Origin of the sequence: Mesorhizobium sp. LCM 4576 (assembly GCF_001854815.1) — a bacterium.
In the GTDB taxonomy this organism is placed as follows: domain Bacteria; phylum Pseudomonadota; class Alphaproteobacteria; order Rhizobiales; family Rhizobiaceae; genus Mesorhizobium; species Mesorhizobium plurifarium.
In genome coordinates, this window is the sequence record NZ_MDDT01000039.1 from 29960 (window position 1) to 47984 (window position 18025).

An 18025-nucleotide genomic window follows, 5' to 3' on the forward strand; every position below is an offset into this window, starting at 1 on the left:
CAAAGGATGCTGAAGACCAAAACCGAACATCGTGCGGCCCTGTCAGAGGTAGYGCAAGGCGCGCGCATCCTCGCCGTTGATGATGAYGATCGCAATCTCCTGGCGATCAGCGAAGTCTTGGCTGGAGTGGGCGAGGTTGTCTGCGCACAGTCCGGCGAGGAGGCGTTGCGGTTCCTTTTGAAGGAAGAGTTCGCCGTAATTCTTCTGGACGTGCTAATGCCGGGATTGGACGGATACGAGACGGCCTCGTTGATCCGCCAAAGAGAGCAGTCGAGGCGGACTCCGATCATCTTCCTGACCGCGATCAACAAGGAAGAAGCGCATATGCTGCGCGGCTACGATGCCGGTGCGGTCGATTTCGTCTTTAAGCCGTTCGATTCAGCCATGCTGCGTTCCAAGGTGGCCGTGTTCATCGAATTGCACGAGAAGACCCTGGAAATCCAGCGCAAGGCAATCGTGGAGCAGACGCTGCTGGAGCAGGCGCTGGAGGCGCAAAAGTCAAGGCTTCAGGCGGAGCGAGCCTTGCGTGCCGCGGAGCAGCGCCAGGAAGCCATACTGCAATCGGTTCCGGTTTGCTTTCATGCTCGATCGCTCGAACCGCCGTTTGATGCCCGCTTCGTCACCAGCGGGATCGAGCGGTTGACCGGATTTTCTCCCGAGCGGCTGACGTCCGAGCCTGGCTTTGGCCTGAGCCGTGTGYATCCGGACGACTTGCCGGACGTCGAGGCCGCCCTGCTTGGCGCCAAAGCGGCCGGCGCCTACAGCTGCGAATTCCGATGGCAGTGCGCGGATGGCAAATACCGAAGCTTCCTGGACCAGGGCGTCATCTCGCATAATCCCGTGGAGAACACGCAAGAAATCGTCGGAACGCTGCTCGACATAACCGAGCGGCGCGAGCTTGAAGACAGGCTGCTCCAAGCGCAGCGCCTTGACGCCATCGGCAAGCTTACAGGCGGACTTGCCCATGATTTCAACAACCTGCTTGCGGCAATCCTCAGCGGGCTCGGGCTGCTCGAGCGCAGCACCGCGCTCGACGAGCAGGCGAAGAAGGTGCTCGACCTAACAAGGCGCTCGGCCAAACAAGGCGCCGAATTGGTCAATCGCATGCTCGCCTTCTCCCGGCGTCAGCATCTGAAGCCCGAACCTTTGCAACTGGCAACCCTGGTCGAGCCGCTGAACGGGCTCGTGGCGCCAGTGCTCGGAGGTCTGGTTCGCTTCGAATGGCAAATCGACAATTCGGTTTGGCCTGTGCTGGTGGACGCAGGCCAACTCGAAYTCGCTCTCATGAATTTGGTTTTCAACGCGCGCGACGCGATGCCTACGGGAGGTTCGATCACCATACGCGCCGAAAATCACACCACCCACAGCAACTCCGACGAACTGGGCGCGGGCGACTATGTCGTCATCTCGGTCATCGACACCGGTTCGGGTATTCCGGCCGATCTCGTGGCGAAGGTCATAGAGCCCTTTTTCACGACGAAACCCGTCGGCAAGGGGACCGGCCTTGGCTTGAGTACCGTCTACGGCTTTGCAAAGCAGTCTGGCGGCACGCTTCGGATCGAGAGCGTTGTCGAGCGAGGCACGGCGATGCAGCTGTGGCTGCCAAGATCGTTGAAGCAGCCAGCCCGATCGATCGAGCAGGGACAGATCAGCCAGCCCCGCATTGACGGCAATGGCGCTCTGCCGTCTATACTATTGGTCGACGACGGTGATGCGCTGCGCGAGTTGACGGCTGCGTCGTTGAGGCAAAGCGGCTTCCATGTGACATGCGCCGCCGGCGGTGCCGAGGCGCTGGCCAGGATCGAGAAGGCCCCGCAGGATTTCGACGTGATCGTCACCGATTTCGCCATGCCGCTCGTTTCAGGCCTGGACGTGATTCGATTTGCGCGCAATCTCAGGGCGGATTGGCCCGCCCTCATCATTACGGGCTATGCCGAAACCGAGGCAATCGGCGATCTGCCGGCAGATGTTCTTTTGCTCGCGAAACCTTACAAAGATCAGGAGCTTGTCGAGTCAATACTGATGGCGAGACGGGGAATGGCAGYCCCTGAGGCAGACCGGGCCGTTGTCAAGCTCACTTCCGCCCTGCCACCAGCCGCAGCCACGGCGCAAGATGGAACGCCGCCATCAACAGATACATAGGCGCCATGCCGCTGAGGACCGTGGCGCCCGACATGCACATCATGTCGTGGCTGCCATAGGCAGCCGTCAGCAGCGCCATCGCCGCGAAGGTGGGCGCCGCGGCGAGGCAAAGCCAGTCGGCGAGGCCGAAGCCGCTCAGGCGAGGGGCGGGATTGTCGATGCTCATGGTGTCCACCGTCTGGAGTGATTGAGTTCTCAGGCGTCCGAGAGGGAAGGGTGCGTGGCGAGATCGGCTCCGGCGGCGCGCGCCGCCGGAGTCGCTTCAGGCTCAGGCGTTCTTGTTGCGGAACGCCGCTTCGCCGGCGTCCGATACCTCGACCCATCTCTGGTCGGGGGCGGCGCCTTCCTCGTAATTGTCGTGCCAGTTCCACCATTTGTAGGTCTGGGTCTGCGGATAGCCTTCGGGCGAATCCTCCCACACCTCCTGGCGGCCGAGCGGCGTGACATCGAGATAGCTCCAGACGGTGCCGAACGCCTCGTCGCCGCGGTTGTTGACGAAATAGGTGCGGAAGATGCGCTTGCCGTCATGGATGAAGACGTTGTGGCCATGCCATTCGTCGACGCCGAAATCCTTATCCCAGCTGTCGGTGATGGTGTACCAGGGCATCTTCCAGTCCATGCGCTCCTTCAGCCGCTGGATGTCGGCCTGCGGCGCCCGCGAGGCATAGGCGAGCGTGGTGTCGCGGGCGTTGAGATGGGCGAGGTTGCCGACCTGGTCTGCGCCGAGCGAGYAGCCGCGACAGGCATGTTCGGGCCAGCCAAAGACGCCGGGCTCGAAGAAGGCGCGGTAGACGACGAGCTGGCGGYGGCCTTCGAAGAGGTCGAGCAGGCTCGCCTTGCCGTTCGGGCCTTCGAAGACATAGTCCTTCTTGACTTCCATCCACGGCATGCGGCGGCGTTCGGCGGCCAAGRCATCGCGGGCGCGGGTAAGCGCCTTTTCCTTCACGAGCATCTCTTCATAGGCGCCTTCCCACGCTTCCTGCGAAACGACCGGCGGTGTCTTCATGTGTTGGGTCATTGCTCTTGTCCCGTTCTTGCGTTTGGTTGGGGGTGACGAGGACAGACATAGGGCCGCGCCCGGTGATGGTGAGAGTTACAAGTGTGACGCGATTTGAACCGGCGGCCCTTGAGGGGACGGCATGGACTCGCTGATCAACGCCGCCGGCCGCGCGCTTGCCGCGGGTGATCCGCTCGGCGCCTTGAAGCGCGTCGCGCTGCGCGACGATGCGCCGGCGCTGGCGCTGCGCGGCATCGCGATGGCGCAGCTCGGCGACTTCGCCAAGGCCAAGGCGCTGCTGAAGGACGCCGCCCGCGCCTTCAGCCCGAAGGAAGCGGTGGCGCGTGCGCGCTGCGTCGTCGCGGAGGCCGAGATCGCGCTCGTCTCGCGCGACCTCGGCTGGCCGGAGAAGGCGCTGCGAGCCGCAAGGGCGACGCTTCAATCGCACGGCGACCGGCTGAACGCCGCCTATGCCGGCAGCCTCGAGGCGCGCCGGCTCATCCTGATCGGTCGGCTCGACGAGGYCGAGCGGTTGCTGGCGGACTTCGACCCGGCGCCGCTGCCCCCGGTGGCGCGTGTCGCGCATGAGCTGGCCGCGGCCGGCATCGCGGTCCGGCGCCTCAGGACGAAGGCGGCGCGCTCCGCGTTCGGCCGGGCATCGCTGGCCGCTTACGAAGCTAACATCCCGGCATTGAAGACCGAAGTCGAAGCAGCATCCCTGGTATTGAACACGCCGGTCGGCCGGTTGATCGCGCGCGGCGCGGAGAAGGCGCTGCTGCTCGACGAGGTCGAGGCGCTGCTGAGTTCGGGCGCGCTCGTGATCGATGCATGCCGCAATGTCGTGCGCGAAGCCGATGCGGTCGTTTCGCTGGCGACAAGGCCGGTGCTGTTCGCGCTGGCGCGCGCGCTTGCCGAGGCATGGCCGACGGACGCCTCGCGCGAGGAGCTGCTGAAGCGCGCCTTCCGGGCCAGGCATGCCGATGAATCGCACCGCGCGCGGCTGAGGGTCGAGATGGGACGGCTGCGCGCCGAGCTCGCCGGACTGGCCGAGATCAACGCCACGGCCGCCGGGTTCGAGCTCGCGCCGCTGAAAGCCGCCGAGGTCGTCGTGCTGGCGCCGCCGGTCGAAGAGGAGCACGGCGCGGTGCTGGCTTTCCTGACCGATGGCGAGGCCTGGTCGAGCTCGGCGCTGGCGATCGCGCTTGGCGCCAGCGCGCGCACCGTGCAAAGGGCGCTGGAGGAGCTGTCGGCACGGAACAAGGTTCAGGCGGTCGGCCGGGGTCGGGCACGCCGCTGGATGATGCCGCCGGTGACCGGATTCCCGACTGTGTTGTTACTCCCGGGTCCGCTGCCGACCGACTAGTCTGCGGCCATTGTTCGAATGGAGATCGAAAATGAAACGAGCCGCTGCCGAGATCCTGCGTGAATACGGACCATTCCCCGGCGTCGAGCGCGTCAACGGCGTCACCTATGACGGTAAAAATGTCTGGTTCGCCAGTGGCGACAAGCTGAACGCGCTCGATCCCGAAAGCGGCATGATCGTGCGTACAATCGATGTCGCATCGCATGCCGGGACTGCCTTCGACGGTGAGTATCTCTACCAGATTGCCGAGGATCGCATCCACAAGGTCGACCCGAAGATCGGCAAAGTCGTCGCGACCATTCCTGCCCCCGGCAATGGGGGTGACTCAGGAATGGCCTGGGCCGAGGGTTCGCTCTGGGTCGGCGAATACCGGGCGCATAAGATCCATCAGATCGATCCCGAAACGGGCAAGGTGATCCGTACGATCGAATCGAAGCGCGTCGTCACCGGCGTCACCTGGGTCGATGGCGAGCTCTGGCATGCCACCTGGGAGGGCGAGGAGGGCGATCTGGTGCGCGTCGATCCCGACACAGGCGACGTGCTGCAGGAAGTGGCGATGCCCTCCGGCGTGTCGGGGCTGGAATCCGACGGTGGCGGCTGCTTCTTCTGCGGTGGCGGCAGCAGCGGCAAGATCAAGGCCGCGCGGCGTCCCGAACATAGCGGCGGCAAGTAGCGGATTGGTGGAAGGGGCGACCCGGTTAGACCGCCTCGCGCGCCGGCCGCGTCATGGGCTTGTTGGAAGCCTTGGYGGCGTTCGGCCCGTCGACATGTGCCCATGCCGGCCGCTTGAACAGGAAGGTGCCGAAGCCGATGCGCTTGACGATAAAATAGAGCACCACCGGGCTGATGACCGAGACGAGCAGCACCGCGAGGCTCAGCAGACCGGTGTCGGTCAGCAGGCCGCTTGCCAGCATGACACCGCGGAAGATCGACATCGGTATGGTGAAGGYGACATAGACGACCAGCGAATGCTCGCCGAGCCAGCGCAGCCATTCCATGGAAGTGAATTTCGACAGGAAACCGCCGGCAACGCAAAGCGCCACCGCGCCGGCGACGGCCAGCGCCAGATGCAGCGGTGGCCATGCCGCCAGGCCCATCTGCATGCCGACCGGCTGCACGACGTAGCCCGGCGAATAGACGAGCAGGCCGTTGACAAGCGCCCAGGCGAGCAGGCCGGCAACGGCGATTGCCGGACGAGCCTGCGTCCATTCGACCAGCCGGAAGATCAGCGGCGCCAGCAAGAAACCGAGATAGAAGAACACGAAATAAGCCGCGAACTGCTCGAGGGCGTAGCTGTCGGGYTTCGGCGCCCACATCTGCAGCGCGGCGGCAGCCAAGATGACGATCCAATGCGRCACTTTGAATTCGCGCAGCACGCGGATGACGACCCCGAAAACCGCCAGCATGTAGATGAACCACAACACGCCGTAGGGCTGGACGACGGCCATCGCGAGATCGTGCAGCATGCCGGCGGGGTCACGGCTGAAGATGCCGATCTTCAGCCCGATCGAGATGATAGCCCAAAGCACGTAGAAATAGAGATAGTGGACGACGCGCCGGTCGACATAGCGCCGCCACGGCCGGTCGATCACCTGCGACAGGAACAGGCCCGAGATCAGGAAGAATTCCGGCATGCGGAACGGCGTGGCGAAGCCGATGACATAATGCAGGAAGCCGACGCCGCCGGTGTATTCGCCGGTGTTGTAAGCCGAATACATCATCACCACCAGGATGATGGAAAGGCCCTTTGCCGTATCCACCCACGGCATGCGGTTCGGGTTGCTCATGCTCGATCTCGAGGAATTTCAACTGCCGCGATTGTAGCGGACCAGCGGATGCCTCGCAGCAACAAGCTTACGATATCGTAAACGGAAACCTTGTTAGGGGCCGGCGTTAACCATCGCCGGGCGCCGGAGGCAGGGCGGCGACACGCGCCTCGTGCATCGCCACCGCGACGACCGCGCCCGACAGGAAGGTCAGCGCCGCGATTGCCCCGATCGCCGCGGCGAAGCCGAAGAAATCGGCTATCAGGCCGGCGGACAGGGCGCCGATCGCATAGCCGAGATCGCGCCAGAAGCGGTAGACGCTGAGCGAGCGCGCCCGCCAGGAGGGGTGCGAGGCGTCCGATACCGCGGCGATCAGACTCGGATAGACCATTGCCGTGCCGAGGCCGAGCAAAAGGCTGGCCAGCAGCCACCAGCCGAAATCGCGCGTCATGGCGGTGGTAAGAAGTCCTGCCGCCTGCACCCACATGCCGGCGACGATCAGGCCCTTGCGGCCCCAGCGGTCGCTCAACGGCCCGGTCGCCACTTGGAAGATGCCCCATACCGCCGGATAGGCCGCCTTGAGGATGCCGATGCGTTCGACACCGAGCCCATTGGCGGCGAAGAAGAGGGGAAACAGGCCCCAACTCATGCCATCGTTCAGGTTGTTGACCAGGCCGGCCTGCGAGGCGGCGAACAGGTTGCGGTCCCCGAACGAGGTCAGCATGAAGATCTCGCGGAAGCCGAGCGGCGATGCTTGTTTTGGATGGTCCGCCAGCTCCAGCCGCACATGCTCGCGCGTGTCGCGCACGAGCAGGATCGACAGAGYGGCGCCGAGGACCGCGTAGCCGACGCCGAGATAGATCGGCACCGGGCGCAGACCGTATCGGCTGGCGAGGTAGCCGGTGAGGAATGCGGTGACGCCGACGGCGAGATAGCCGGCGAACTCGTTGAGGCCGACCGCGAGCCCGCGCGACTTCGGCCCGACCAGGTCGACCTTCATGATCACCGTCATCGACCAGGCGAACCCCTGGTTGATGCCGAGCAGCGCGTTGGCGGCGACGATCCAGCCCCAGCTCGGCGCCCAAATGATCATGAACGGCACCGGCAGGCCGAACAGCCAGCCGAGGATCAGCACGCGCTTGCGGCCCCATGTGTCGGCAAGCTGGCCGGACACGAGGTTGGCGCAAGCCTTGACCACGCCGAAGCTGACGATGAAGGAGACGACCAGCGTGGTCGAAGCGACGCCGAACTCCTCCGCGCCGATCAGAGGCACGACGGTCCGTTCGATGCCGACCATGCCGCCGACGAAGGCGTTGATCAGCACCAGAAGCGAAAACTGCTTCCAGTTGGCCTTGAGGCCGAGCGCGACGGCGGACGCCGCTGCGCTCAAGACTTTGCCCCGGCGTTCGCGGCCCGGTTCCGGGCGGCGTCCGGCGGYGGGGGAGGGATGTCGGCGGTCATAGCGGCGACGAACTCGCTCTCGTCCTCGATGCGGAACGCCTTGTTGAAGCGGCGCTCGAAGCCGATGGTCGATGTCGGCTTGCCGCTCAGCGATCGCCCGCAGACCGAGCCCGAATAGGCGCCCGGCAGCACCTCGATATGGCCGGGCAGTTCCTTCAGACGGCGCACGCTGGCGAATAGTGCGCGAGCCCCATCCTCGGCGCTCGAAGCAAGCTCGGTGCGGCCGAGGTCGCCGACCATCAGCGTGTGACCGGTGAGCACGAACCAGGGCTCCAGCGACCGCGTGCGGTCGGTGACCAGAAGACTCAAATGCTCCGGCGTATGGCCCGGCGTGTGCAGGACGGTCGCCGTGACATTGCCGAGCTCCAGCACCTCGCCGTCCTTCACGCGCCTGAACGGAAAGTTCGTTTCGGCGCCCTCGAACAGCACGTATTCGGCCCCGGTTGCCTCCGCGAGCTTCCGTCCGGCCGAGATGTGGTCGGCATGGATATGCGTGTCGACGACATAGAGGATGCGCATGCCGGTTGCGCGCGCCGTCTCGACATACGGCGCGATGTCGCCGACCGGATCGACGACCGCCGCTGAAGCCTTGCCGCCGCAGCCGAACAGATAGGAGGCTGCGACAGGATCGGTGTGCAGGAACTGCCTGAGAATCAGCGCTTTTCCTCCGAACGGGCGGCTGCGCCCAGCGAGCCGCGCGGCTTGACAGCTAAGGCCTAAACCGTCATTCAATTACTCTATTGAATGACGGTGCTTTACTGGAAGAGCGATGTCAATCCGCAATCCGAAACAGGCGCTCTACGAGCAGTTCGCGATCGTCGCCAAGGCGCTCGGCCATCCGCTGCGCCTGGAGATGATCGAGCATCTGGCGCAGGGCGCGCGCAGCGTCGAGGCGCTCGCGGCGAAGCTCGGCCAGCCGGTCGCCAACGTCTCGCAGCACCTGCAGGCGCTGCGCCGCGCCGGCATCGTCTCGGCCGAGCGCGACGGCAAGTTCGTGCATTATTCGCTCGCCGATGCGAGCGTGCTGTCGGCCTTCGCCGCTGTGCGCGGCGTTGCTGAACGACGCCTTGCCGAGGTCGATCGCATCGTGCGCGGCTATTTCGACGCGCGCGACGACATGCGCCCGGTCACGCGCGATGAGCTGCAGGCGCTGATGCGCGATGGGTTGGTGACGCTGATCGACGTCCGCCCGACGGACGAGTTCGCGCTCGGCCATGTGCCCGGCGCGATCAATGTTCCGTTGAGCGAAATCAAGGCGTGGTCCAGCAGGGCCGGCGCGGGCAGGGAAGTCGTCGCCTATTGCCGCGGCCCCTGGTGCGTGATGTCCTTCGAGGCTGTCGCCGCGCTGCGCTCTCTGGGGCATCTCGCGCGCCGCCTTGAGGACGGCATGCCGGAATGGAGAGCCGCCGGCCTGCCGGTGGAAGTGGCTGCCTGACTACGGGATATGATGCCGAGCGCCAGCAGCGAACTGCTTCCAGTTGGCCTTGAGGCCGAGCGCGACGGCGGTGGCATTCACGCGGGAAAACCGGCTTTTCTGAAGCCTGACGTGAAAAGCTCGTGAGCGACCGGGTCGGCGAACGGCAGACCTGAGATCAGCCGAACAGTTACATCGTGTTTCCTCGTCAGCGCTGCCTCGACTTCAGCACGCGCCTTCTCCATCTCGCCCATATGCGCGTAAGTCGCCGCGAGGAAGGCATGAGTGAAGAAATGATCCCCGGCCTTCTGATACGAGCCGACGGCTTCCGAGTACCTTCCAAGCAGGAAGAGCGAGCTGCCCTTCACCTCCCAGAACCATATCGGAGGTAACGGGTCGCGCAGCAGCGCRCATTCCAGCACGTTGAGCGCCGTCTCGGCCCGTCCGCCATAATTGAGCCAGCTTGCGTAATCTCCTGCGATATTCACGTCCAGCGGGTTCAGCGAGCGTGCTCGCTCGAAATGCATTCCGGCATCGCTATGCTGACGCATATGCGTAAGCACCAGCCCCATGCTCTGGTGACAGACGCCGTCGCTCCTATCGAGAGCGAGCGCTGCTCGTGCCGAGTCCCAGGCCTTCTGCAGCGTGCGGGGATCGTTGTCGTACCAAAACCTGCCAACGAGGGCCTGTGCGAGGAAGGCAYGGCCCTGAGCGAATGTCGAATCGAGCTCGACACACCGAACGAACAGGGGCTCGGACTTGTCCAGTTCATAGCGATGGAAATGYGCGCGCCCCTGCAGGTAAAAGTCATATGCATCCCAATCGGCGGGAGGCTTGCGCTTGRAGCGGCTTGCCGAGTCGGCCTCCGTTTGGCCTTCGACCATTGAGGCGATAAGCGCGGCAACTTCGTCTTGCAAGGCGAAGATGTCGTTGAGGGCCCGGTCGTACCGTTGGGCCCACAGGTGGGTGCCGGTGGCGGCGTCAATCAATTGTGTGGTGATGCGAATGCGATCRCCGAGCTTTCGTATGCTGCCTTCGACGAGGTAGCGGACTCCGAGCTTGCGATGAACTTCGGAGATATCCAATGCCGGATGGCGAAACTGAAAAGATGAGTTGCGCGCGATGACGAGCAGGKAGCGAAACCTGGCCAGCTCCGTGATTATGTCCTCGGTTATGCCGTCGCTGAGATATTGCTGGTCCTGATCGCCGCYCAGATTGGCAAAAGGCAGCACTGCGATCGATGGCTTGCCGGACGGTGGTACCGGTCTGGAGGGTGYGCTCGCCGCCGGCTCGACAGTCCCGGTGAAGCGGTAGCCGACGCGCGGCACGGTGGCGATCCACTCACCGCCGTTGTCAGCCGGACCGAGAGCCTTTCTTAGTGTCGCGATCTGGACGGTAAGGTTGCCTTCCTCAACGGCGATGCCCGGCCAGGCAGCGTCCATCAGCTCGGCCTTGGTCAGGATCTCGCCGGGCCGTGCCGTAAGCGCGGCAAGCAGCGTCAGTCCACGATGCCCGACAGCGATCGGGACCTCCTTGTTAAGGAGCGTCCCGGTATCGGGGTCGAGCACGAACGGACCAAAAGCGATGCGAGTCCCTTGCATGTACGCATAGTAGACGCTGGGAAAGTTTTCGGAAAAGGGGTTTGAGAACTGCAACGCCTCAGCCCAGGCTTTGTCCGGCGATGGYTGCGCTCGCTTGGCCATAGCGTGCGCCGTCTCGAGGACGRCAATGGAAAGCCGCCGGCCTGCCGGTGGAGATGGCCGATCGAGAGTGACGTCAGCGCTCCGGCAATCCTGCCAGCTTCAAGGCTTCGGCCACCTGGTCCGCCCATTCCGGTGTGCTTCGAAGAATAGGCAGAGATCGGTATCGTTCGATCGTGAAGCCCGGCTGGGCCGTAAGCAGTTTTTGCGCAGCCCAGCGGGCAGTCTCGATGTCGCCGATCATCGCCGACCATGCGGCGAGGTATCGATAGGACATGATGATGTCGGGATGGGCGGCAATGACCTCACGGGCAATCGCAACAGCTTGGGAAAGGGAACCTGTCTTGGCCATGGCGGTGGCCATTCCCAGTCTCATGTTGAATGCGAAGGGATCCATCGGGCTCAGCGCCATCGCCCGCTGGAACCGCTCCGGCGCGCGGGCAGCCTCGCCCGTGTAGGTCGCGATCCAGCCCTGGCGCGCCCAGGCCCATGCATTGTTCGGATCGAGCGCTAGCGCCCTTTCGATGAAGGTGGCGGCGCGCTCCTGGTCGCCGCACATGCTCAATGCCGAACCGGCGGCGGCCAAAGCGGTGGGATCGTCGCCRATCGAGCCCGCGGTCTCGACCGCCGCGCGCGCCTTTTCCAGCTCGCTTTCCGGCTGCTCGSCCCACAGATACGCTGCGTTCGAGGCGTGGCACCATGCCAAGAGCGCATGGGCACGGCCATAGGCAGGGTCGACCGCGGTCGCTTTCTTGAGCAACTCTATCGCCTGGTCGTTGGTGTCCTTGCGGCGGCCCCAAATGTTCGGATAGGCGCGCATGACGAGGTCGTAGGCTCGTAGGCTGGTCGGCGGCTTGCGCTTGGCCAACTCGATCTCGGCGCCTCGGATGGCCGGATGGATGGCGCCGGCCACTTGCGCCGCGATCCTGTCCTGAAACTCGAAAATGTCCTCGATCGCGCCCTCGTAGCGCTCGGACCATAACTGCGCCCGCGTCTCGGCATCGACCAGTTGTACTGAAATGCGAAGTCGGTCACCGCCTCGCCGTACCGTGCCTTCGACGACGTAGTTCACGCCGAGTTCCTTGCCGACCTGGCGCACGTCGACGAAACGTCCCTTGTAGGTGAAGGCGGATTGGCGCGCGATGACGAAGAAGTCGCGGACGCGCGAAAGCGCGGCCGTTGTCTCCTCGACGACGCCGTCGGCAAAATACTCATCGTCCGCCCCGCCAAGATTGTCGAAGGGCATCACCGCCACCGAGGGCTGGTCATGTGGCCTTRCCGGGACGGAGACAGGCTGCGGCGGCAGGACGGTGTCGTGGGCCGGCTTTACCTGGTGATGCCGTTCCCGCGACTGCAGCGAAGCCGCCAGCGCGTTCGTCTGGGCCTCCGGCTCGACGTCCAGAAGCTTCCTCAGCAGCGCGCGGCAGGATTCCAACTGGCGCAAGGCCGCATTTTCGTGGCCCCGGGCGACGTGGACCCGCATCAGCGCCCGATGCGCTGCCTCCGCGGTCGGGTCCGCGGCGAGCAGCCTTTCCGCGAGCCGTTCGCAGGCCGCTGCATCCGCGGTTCCGGCTTCGGGCAGCGCGAGGCTCAGGCGCTCCACCAGTTGCAGCGCCTTCTGCCGGTATCCCACCTGATACGGGCCGAACCACTCATCCAGGCCGTCGGGAATGGCTTCGCCCGCGAGCACGTCGCCACGGTAGAGCTCGGCGGCGAAGGCGAGGTCCGCCGTCCCGCTCTCGGCGAGCTTTCGCTCGAAGAGCCAGATATCCGCCTCGTCCGGGCCGGCGGTCAGCGCGACCGTTTCCTGGTCCCCCTCGAGGGAAATGGCCGCACTGCCGTCGGCGGGAAACCGCCGCCTGATGTCGGCCAGTGCCTGACGCAGGCTGTTGCGCGACTGCGCCTCGCCTCGTCCTGGCCAAAATCCTTCAGAAAGCCGCTCGCGACGGTGGCCGCGGGAACCCGCCAGGACCAGGGCGGCGAAAAGCAGCGCGGACTTGCGCATTGCGAAGCGAACGGGCTGGCCGTCTGCGGAAGACACTTCGAGACCGCCAAGCAACCGRATGCGCACGACGCCCCTCCGAATTTCGAACGCGCCGACAGAATAGCATCTTCGCCGGTCGATTTAACGCGGATTTCACGGCGGCCCCGCGGCATTTCCTCGGCGATTAACGCCTGCCTGAACACCAGCAAATCGCCCCCGTGGCAACCTTCGGCCCTCCAACCTGGAACGGGAGAGCAACAATGGCCCACACGGAAGCTCACGCGAAGATCCGCGCATCGAAACACCGGCTGCTTGGGGCAGTGGCAGCAGTGGTCCATGCCTTCACAGCCTGGCGAAAGGCCGTTGCAGGACGCAGGGCGCTGGCGGACCTTACGCCCTATGAGTTGAAGGACATCGGCTGTGCCGATGTTCCAAGGCCCACATTCTCCGTCAGGGTCGGCCTGATCACGGATTTGATGTCGATGAGATAAGGCGGCGGACCCAGAGACAAAAGAGTTGGGATCGGCTTTGCCAATCTTCGGAGGCGCGCAGGCGGCATCGAACTCGAACGTGCCACGGCACCGACAAGCTGATATATTCCTCGATGCCTTCATTAATCGGGCGGAGGGTCACGATGTCTGCGCGTTTTTATTCGCTCCTGCTGGCGTTTCTCCTGGCTGCACCCGGCGCCTTCTCCGAGACGCTGAAGCTTCCAGACAATCTGACCGGATTCAGTTCCCCATCCGGGGAGAGCTTTCTTGTCGAGAGCGCGGCGAAAGAGGCCTATTTCCCTCTCGCGAGCAACTTTCTCACGCAAAAGACGCAGGCCTATTGCGGCGTGGCAAGCATCGTCATGGTGCTGAACGCGCTCAATGTTCCTGCGCCTTCGGTGCCTGAATACGAACCCTACAAGACGTTCACGCAGGACAATGTTCTGAACGAGCGCACCGAAGCCATTCTTCCTCGCCAGGTTCTGGACAAGCAGGGAATGACGCTCGACCAGATCGGGGCCATTCTTTCCACGCAGCCGATCAAGGCCGAGGTCCGCCATGCGTCGGACGCCAGCCTTGAGCAGTTCCGGACCCAGGCCAGTTCGTTCCTCGCCAAACCCGGACATTTCGTCATCGTCAACTATCTGCGCAAGGCGATAGGCCAGGAGAAGGGCGGGCACATATCGCCGCTGGCGGCTTACGACGAGAAAGCGGACAGGTTCCTGATCCTCGATGTCGCCCGCTACAAATATCCGCCGGTCTGGGTGACAACGGCCGACCTGTTCGGAGCGATGAACACGGTCGACGGCGACAATGAGAACAAAACCCGCGGATATGTGCTGATATCGTCGCCCTTGGGAGAGTAGTTCGGCTGAACTTCAGGCGGAGAACGCCCATGAGGATACGCTTGCAGAAGTCGGCGGCACCTCGCGGCCCCTCGTCCGCAGCAGTCGCTGCGCCAGAACGCGACGGGTCTATTGCGAAACTACGCAAAGCGCATATCATTCGGCATAGTTGGGTGGACGGTATTCGGCGGTCGAACGGCAATAGGCCATAGACGCGCGGTATTGCGCTAAGCGGACTCGATCAGACTCTTATTGAGCCGCGCCCCAGGGATCAGGCGATGCAGCAGGGGGCTATGAGTGTTGCGGCCACAGTGCTGGGCCAACGTGAGCTGACCGACGGCGATATTGCCCGGGAGCAGACCGTCCTCTTCCGCCTCACCGACCGACTGTATCGAGCCAAGGCCATTGCGGAGGTCTACRACGCGGCCTTGGATGCTATTTGTGACGCGCTTGGTTCGTTACGGGCCTCGATCCTGAGATTTGACAGCCAGGGCGTCATGAGCTTCGTGGCGTGGCGCTCACTGTCTGAAGAATACCGCAAGGCGGTTAACGGCCATTCGCCGTGGACGCGCGGTGAGCACAATGCCGAGCCGATCTATGTCGAGGACATCCGTTGCAGCGGTGAATCTCCGCAACTCATCGAGACGGTCCTTGGCGAAGGCATCGAAGCGCTGGCTTTTATCCCGCTTGTCAGCTCCCGCGAGCTCGCCGGCAAGTTCATGGTCTACTATCCAGTACCCCATCACTTCACTGATCGTGAACGTGAACTGGCGTTGACCATCGCCCGCCAGCTCGGATTTGCGATCGAGCGGAACCGGGCGGAAACGACAGCAGCGCGCCTGAGCGCACTTGTCGAATCCTCGGATGATGCGATTAGCGCGACCGATCTGGAAGGGATCATCACAGACTGGAACAGCGGAGCCGAACGCCTTTACGGCTACAGCCGACGGGAGATTATCGGGCGCCCGGTGATCTCGCTGATCCCGCTCGACCGGCAACACGAGGAGCGGCAGATTCTGTCCCGCATTCGCAATGGTGAGCATGTTGAGCACTTCGAGACCGCACGCCTGCGCAAGGACGGCAGTTTGGTACCAATCTCTTTGACGGTTTCCCCTATCGCGGATGCATCGGGCAAAATTGTCGGCTCCTCCAGAATTGCCCGCGGAATATTCGAGCGGCTGCGCGCGCAAGAGCAGCGGGAGCTGCTGCTTCGCGAGATGGACCACCGCRTGAAGAACCTCTTCGCCATAGCAAGCACCATTGTCAATTTGAGCGCGTCAGCCGCCGAAACGCCGGCCGCGCTCGCCTCCATCGTTTCTGACCGCCTCGGCGCGCTGGCGCGGGCGCATGCGCTGACGATGCTTCCCTCTACTGGCCACCCCCTCCAGGTCGCGACGGGCCTGCATGCCTTGATCGCCGCAATCCTCGCGCCGTACCGCCATGGGGCTGACRGGCATCCCCGCGTCGTCATCAATGGCATCGATATGCCGGTGCCCTCGGCAACGATCACGCCGCTTTCRCTCCTGCTGAACGAATTCGCCACCAACGCTGCCAAATACGGTAGCCTCTCGGCGGCTGCTGGATCGGTGGAAATTGCTTGCTCCATTCGGGATGACGATGTCCTTATCCGGTGGCGAGAGATCGGCGGACCGCCGCCGGACGGAACCATAAATGAGGGTTTCGGCACCCGCTTGGTCCGCGCCGTGGCAAGTCAGCTCGGCCGCCTCGACCGAACGTGGGATTCCGCCGGCGTGGTCTCGAGTTGGCGATTGATGGTCAAAGATTTTCCGCCTGACTCGCCTGGCCGCACGTTGCCCGCAATAAAGTGCGACCGACTTCAAGAAAGGGCAGCACACCCTATCGTTCATCGCTAACAGTTCCAATTGCAAGCGGCTGAGCCCGTCATCGTCGCGAAGGGCCCGTAGGAACCCTCGTAGCCAACAAACGTTCTTCTACATGCCTAAAACGGCCGTAAGGAGGATGCGAAAATGAAATTCAAGCTACTTGCACTGAACGCGATAGCCTTCACAATGCTGACTGGGGCAGCGATGGCGGGCTCGACAACAGGTACCTCTGCGCTCGACGATCCGGCCAAGATGACGCCGTTTTTCACCGACGCCGGCATGAAAACTCTTAGAAGTGAGGCCGACTTTAAAACGGCGTGGATGGCGATGAAACCAGACGAGCGCACCGCGGTATTGAAAGACTGCGGCGATACGACTCTCAACAAATCGCATGCTGAATTTTGCGCCATGGCAAAGAAGATGGGCGGCTAATTAGCCCGCATCACATCGGGTGTGCGTCAATTGCCTGGCCAAGGATAGCGCAGACATTTGTTGCTCGGGAATTGGGCCTCRCACAGGAGCGAGGCCCGACAGGTTCCGATTGTCGACTTGCACGCTTGATCACGCGTGACGCCTGCCTTACCGGCTAAGCTCGCCTGCACCTCGGCAGTGCTGTGCTGTTTTAGATGGAGACCGCCTGTCCACAGGAGGTAGCAGCCGGGTTAGCGCAAGCCTTTAGCAGCGTCCTCGATCAGCTTGGCAAGCAAATTGCGAAACCTTTCGCCAGACCTGTCCCCTATATTTCCTACATTCTCAGCCACCATGCCAGGTGAAGAAACCGACACCTCGCCGCTAAGCTGGACGTTGACCGTGAACGTCCTTTTGGCGGGCTTTTCCAATTCCGGCCTTAGGAAGAGCCGAAACCGGACAGATGGCGCCAGCAGTTGGTCTTGGTCATGCGGTGCGGCGTCTATGTCGATATTCATCTCGCCTGCCACTTCTGCCTTGGCCGCTTCCAACGAAGTAACAACGACGTCGTCCAGCCAAGCCTTGGCCTGTTTGCCGAAATCCGCAATCGGGGCATCTGCATCCTCTTCTTGCTGGCGAGGAGCTTTCTTGCCGCGCTCAACGGCTTCTTTGAAATTCGCCACCTGATCGCCTCCGACCTATCACGCCATCAAGCTGGTCCTCACATCAGCCACAGCTCTGCCATCAATAAACGCCTGCGATCGCAGTGCGTTGCAATGCGATCGACAACGAGCGCTTAGCCGGGCGTTGATCGGGATCGTCGAGCCTACGCGAGCCTGYAGAGCAACGACCGTTCCTTGGGGGGATACTGCTCAAAGGCAGGTGTGCAGGCCCGCCATGTCGCAGGCGAGCCGTGGTAACCAGGCTGCCGTAAATCTCAGTCCTTGGCGCGCTCGACGTACGAACCGTCGGCGGTCATCACCACGATGYGCGTGCCGGCGGAGATGTGCGGCGGCACGGCGGTGCGCACGCCGTTGGAGAGCACGGCGGGCTTGTAGGAGGAAGATGCCGTCTGGCCCTTGGTGACCGRCTCGGTCTCGACCACCTCGAAGGTGGCGCGCTGCGGCAGCGTCAACGAGATCGGCACGCCGTTGAACTGCGCGAGCTGCACGGCCATGCCTTCCTGCAGATAGGGCGCCATGTCGCCGACCACGCTTTCGGAAGCCACGACCTGGTCGTAGCTTTCCGGGTTCATGAAGTGAAAACCTTCGCCGTCGGAATAAAGGAAGGTGTGCTCGCGCTCCTCGACATAGGCGCGCTCGACCATTTCGGTGGTGCGGTAGCGCTCCGACACCTTCACCCCGTCGCCGATGCGGCGCATGTCGAGCTGGGTCACCGGAGTGCCCTTGCCAGGGTGGATGTTTTCGGCAAAGAGGATGACATAAAGCTTGCCGTCCTTATCGACGACGTTGCCTTTGCGTAAGGAACTGGCGATGACCTTGACCACGATATTGGATCCCGTTCGAGTTTTTCGGCCTGCGAGCGTCGATTTCCGCGAAGCGGCGACGGCGGCCATCGCGTGCGCCGTAGCGCATCTTGCGCCGAACCGC

The 18025-nt window shown here is 63.4% G+C and carries 16 protein-coding genes and 1 pseudogene; 8 read left to right on the top strand and 9 right to left on the bottom strand.

What is annotated here, in order from left to right; translation table 11 throughout:
• Nucleotides 1-6: 6 nt before the first annotated feature.
• Nucleotides 7-2142: a response regulator gene (locus LCM4576_RS21535; protein WP_244510862.1), complete on the top strand. Its 2136-nt coding sequence runs from the start codon at nt 7-9 to the stop codon at nt 2140-2142.
• Here LCM4576_RS21535 and LCM4576_RS34985 read toward each other — a convergent pair.
• Together LCM4576_RS34985 and LCM4576_RS21540 are read right to left on the bottom strand one after the other, a co-directional pair.
• A pseudogene (locus LCM4576_RS34985) lies at nt 2075-2266 on the bottom strand (hypothetical protein); the annotation flags it as partial. The gene LCM4576_RS21535 and the pseudogene LCM4576_RS34985 overlap by 68 nt on opposite strands.
• A 144-nt stretch (nt 2267-2410) precedes the next feature.
• Nucleotides 2411-3160, bottom strand: coding sequence for a DUF899 family protein (locus tag LCM4576_RS21540; protein WP_071034527.1), 750 nt, complete (start codon nt 3158-3160; stop codon nt 2411-2413).
• A gap of 121 nt (nt 3161-3281) precedes the next feature.
• Here LCM4576_RS21540 and LCM4576_RS21545 point away from each other — a divergent pair, with 121 nt between their 5' ends.
• Both LCM4576_RS21545 and LCM4576_RS21550 read left to right on the top strand, forming a co-directional pair.
• On the top strand, nt 3282-4502 hold the full coding sequence (locus tag LCM4576_RS21545) for a DNA-binding protein (protein WP_071034529.1): 1221 nt from the start codon (nt 3282-3284) through the stop codon (nt 4500-4502).
• A 31-nt stretch (nt 4503-4533) separates the two neighbouring features.
• Entirely contained in the window at nt 4534-5175 is a 642-nt protein-coding gene (locus LCM4576_RS21550) for a DUF6923 family protein (protein WP_071034531.1), read from the top strand.
• A gap of 25 nt (nt 5176-5200) precedes the next feature.
• Here the strand turns inward: LCM4576_RS21550 and LCM4576_RS21555 are convergent, their stop codons facing one another.
• From LCM4576_RS21555 to LCM4576_RS21565, 3 genes are all read right to left on the bottom strand, one after another.
• A complete protein-coding gene (locus LCM4576_RS21555) occupies nt 5201-6289 on the bottom strand; it encodes an acyltransferase family protein (RefSeq protein ID WP_071034533.1) in 1089 nt (362 codons plus the stop codon).
• A gap of 106 nt (nt 6290-6395) precedes the next feature.
• Entirely contained in the window at nt 6396-7658 is a 1263-nt protein-coding gene (locus tag LCM4576_RS21560; protein WP_071034535.1) for an MFS transporter, read from the bottom strand.
• Nucleotides 7655-8461, bottom strand: a complete 807-nt coding sequence (locus LCM4576_RS21565) for an MBL fold metallo-hydrolase (RefSeq protein WP_244510863.1) — start codon at nt 8459-8461, stop codon at nt 7655-7657. Before LCM4576_RS21565 ends, LCM4576_RS21560 begins: the two co-directional genes overlap by 4 nt.
• A gap of 37 nt (nt 8462-8498) precedes the next feature.
• Between LCM4576_RS21565 and LCM4576_RS21570 the strand changes: the two genes are divergently transcribed.
• Nucleotides 8499-9164, top strand: a complete 666-nt coding sequence (locus LCM4576_RS21570; RefSeq protein WP_071034537.1) for a metalloregulator ArsR/SmtB family transcription factor — start codon at nt 8499-8501, stop codon at nt 9162-9164.
• 77 nt (nt 9165-9241) lie between these two features.
• Here the strand turns inward: LCM4576_RS21570 and LCM4576_RS21575 are convergent, their stop codons facing one another.
• Nucleotides 9242-10846, bottom strand: a complete 1605-nt coding sequence (locus tag LCM4576_RS21575) for a winged helix-turn-helix domain-containing protein (RefSeq protein ID WP_244510864.1) — start codon at nt 10844-10846, stop codon at nt 9242-9244.
• Between the two features lie 73 nt (nt 10847-10919).
• Nucleotides 10920-12914, bottom strand: coding sequence for a BTAD domain-containing putative transcriptional regulator (locus LCM4576_RS21580; RefSeq protein ID WP_071034538.1), 1995 nt, complete (start codon nt 12912-12914; stop codon nt 10920-10922).
• 173 nt (nt 12915-13087) lie between these two features.
• Here LCM4576_RS21580 and LCM4576_RS21585 point away from each other — a divergent pair, with 173 nt between their 5' ends.
• From LCM4576_RS21585 to LCM4576_RS21600, 4 genes are all read left to right on the top strand, one after another.
• Complete coding sequence (locus tag LCM4576_RS21585; RefSeq protein WP_071034539.1) at nt 13088-13318, top strand: DUF1127 domain-containing protein; 231 nt, start codon at nt 13088-13090, stop codon at nt 13316-13318.
• A gap of 113 nt (nt 13319-13431) precedes the next feature.
• Nucleotides 13432-14184 (top strand): phytochelatin synthase family protein, encoded by a 753-nt coding sequence (locus tag LCM4576_RS21590; protein ID WP_244510865.1) that lies wholly within the window; start codon nt 13432-13434, stop codon nt 14182-14184.
• A gap of 272 nt (nt 14185-14456) precedes the next feature.
• Nucleotides 14457-16037: a PAS domain S-box protein gene (locus LCM4576_RS21595; protein WP_157901224.1), complete on the top strand. Its 1581-nt coding sequence runs from the start codon at nt 14457-14459 to the stop codon at nt 16035-16037.
• A 114-nt stretch (nt 16038-16151) separates the two neighbouring features.
• The gene (locus LCM4576_RS21600; RefSeq protein WP_040986622.1) at nt 16152-16439 is read left to right on the top strand and encodes a hypothetical protein; all 288 of its coding nucleotides are present in this window, start codon (nt 16152-16154) and stop codon (nt 16437-16439) included.
• 230 nt (nt 16440-16669) lie between these two features.
• Here the strand turns inward: LCM4576_RS21600 and LCM4576_RS21605 are convergent, their stop codons facing one another.
• Entirely contained in the window at nt 16670-17098 is a 429-nt protein-coding gene (locus tag LCM4576_RS21605) for a hypothetical protein (RefSeq protein WP_071034543.1), read from the bottom strand.
• Between the two features lie 254 nt (nt 17099-17352).
• Entirely contained in the window at nt 17353-17922 is a 570-nt protein-coding gene (gene efp, locus LCM4576_RS21610) for an elongation factor P (RefSeq protein ID WP_071034617.1), read from the bottom strand.
• Between the last annotated feature and the right edge of the window lie 103 nt (nt 17923-18025).

Excerpts from the sequence above, each read along its gene's own strand:
- LCM4576_RS21550 (WP_071034531.1), top strand. The coding sequence starts at position 4,534 with ATGAAACGAGCCGCTGCCGAGATCCTGCGTGAATACGGACCATTCCCC.
- LCM4576_RS21570 (WP_071034537.1), top strand. The coding sequence starts at position 8,499 with ATGTCAATCCGCAATCCGAAACAGGCGCTCTACGAGCAGTTCGCGATC.
- LCM4576_RS21585 (WP_071034539.1), top strand. The coding sequence starts at position 13,088 with ATGGCCCACACGGAAGCTCACGCGAAGATCCGCGCATCGAAACACCGG.
- LCM4576_RS21590 (WP_244510865.1), top strand. The coding sequence starts at position 13,432 with ATGCCTTCATTAATCGGGCGGAGGGTCACGATGTCTGCGCGTTTTTAT.
- LCM4576_RS21600 (WP_040986622.1), top strand. The coding sequence starts at position 16,152 with ATGAAATTCAAGCTACTTGCACTGAACGCGATAGCCTTCACAATGCTG.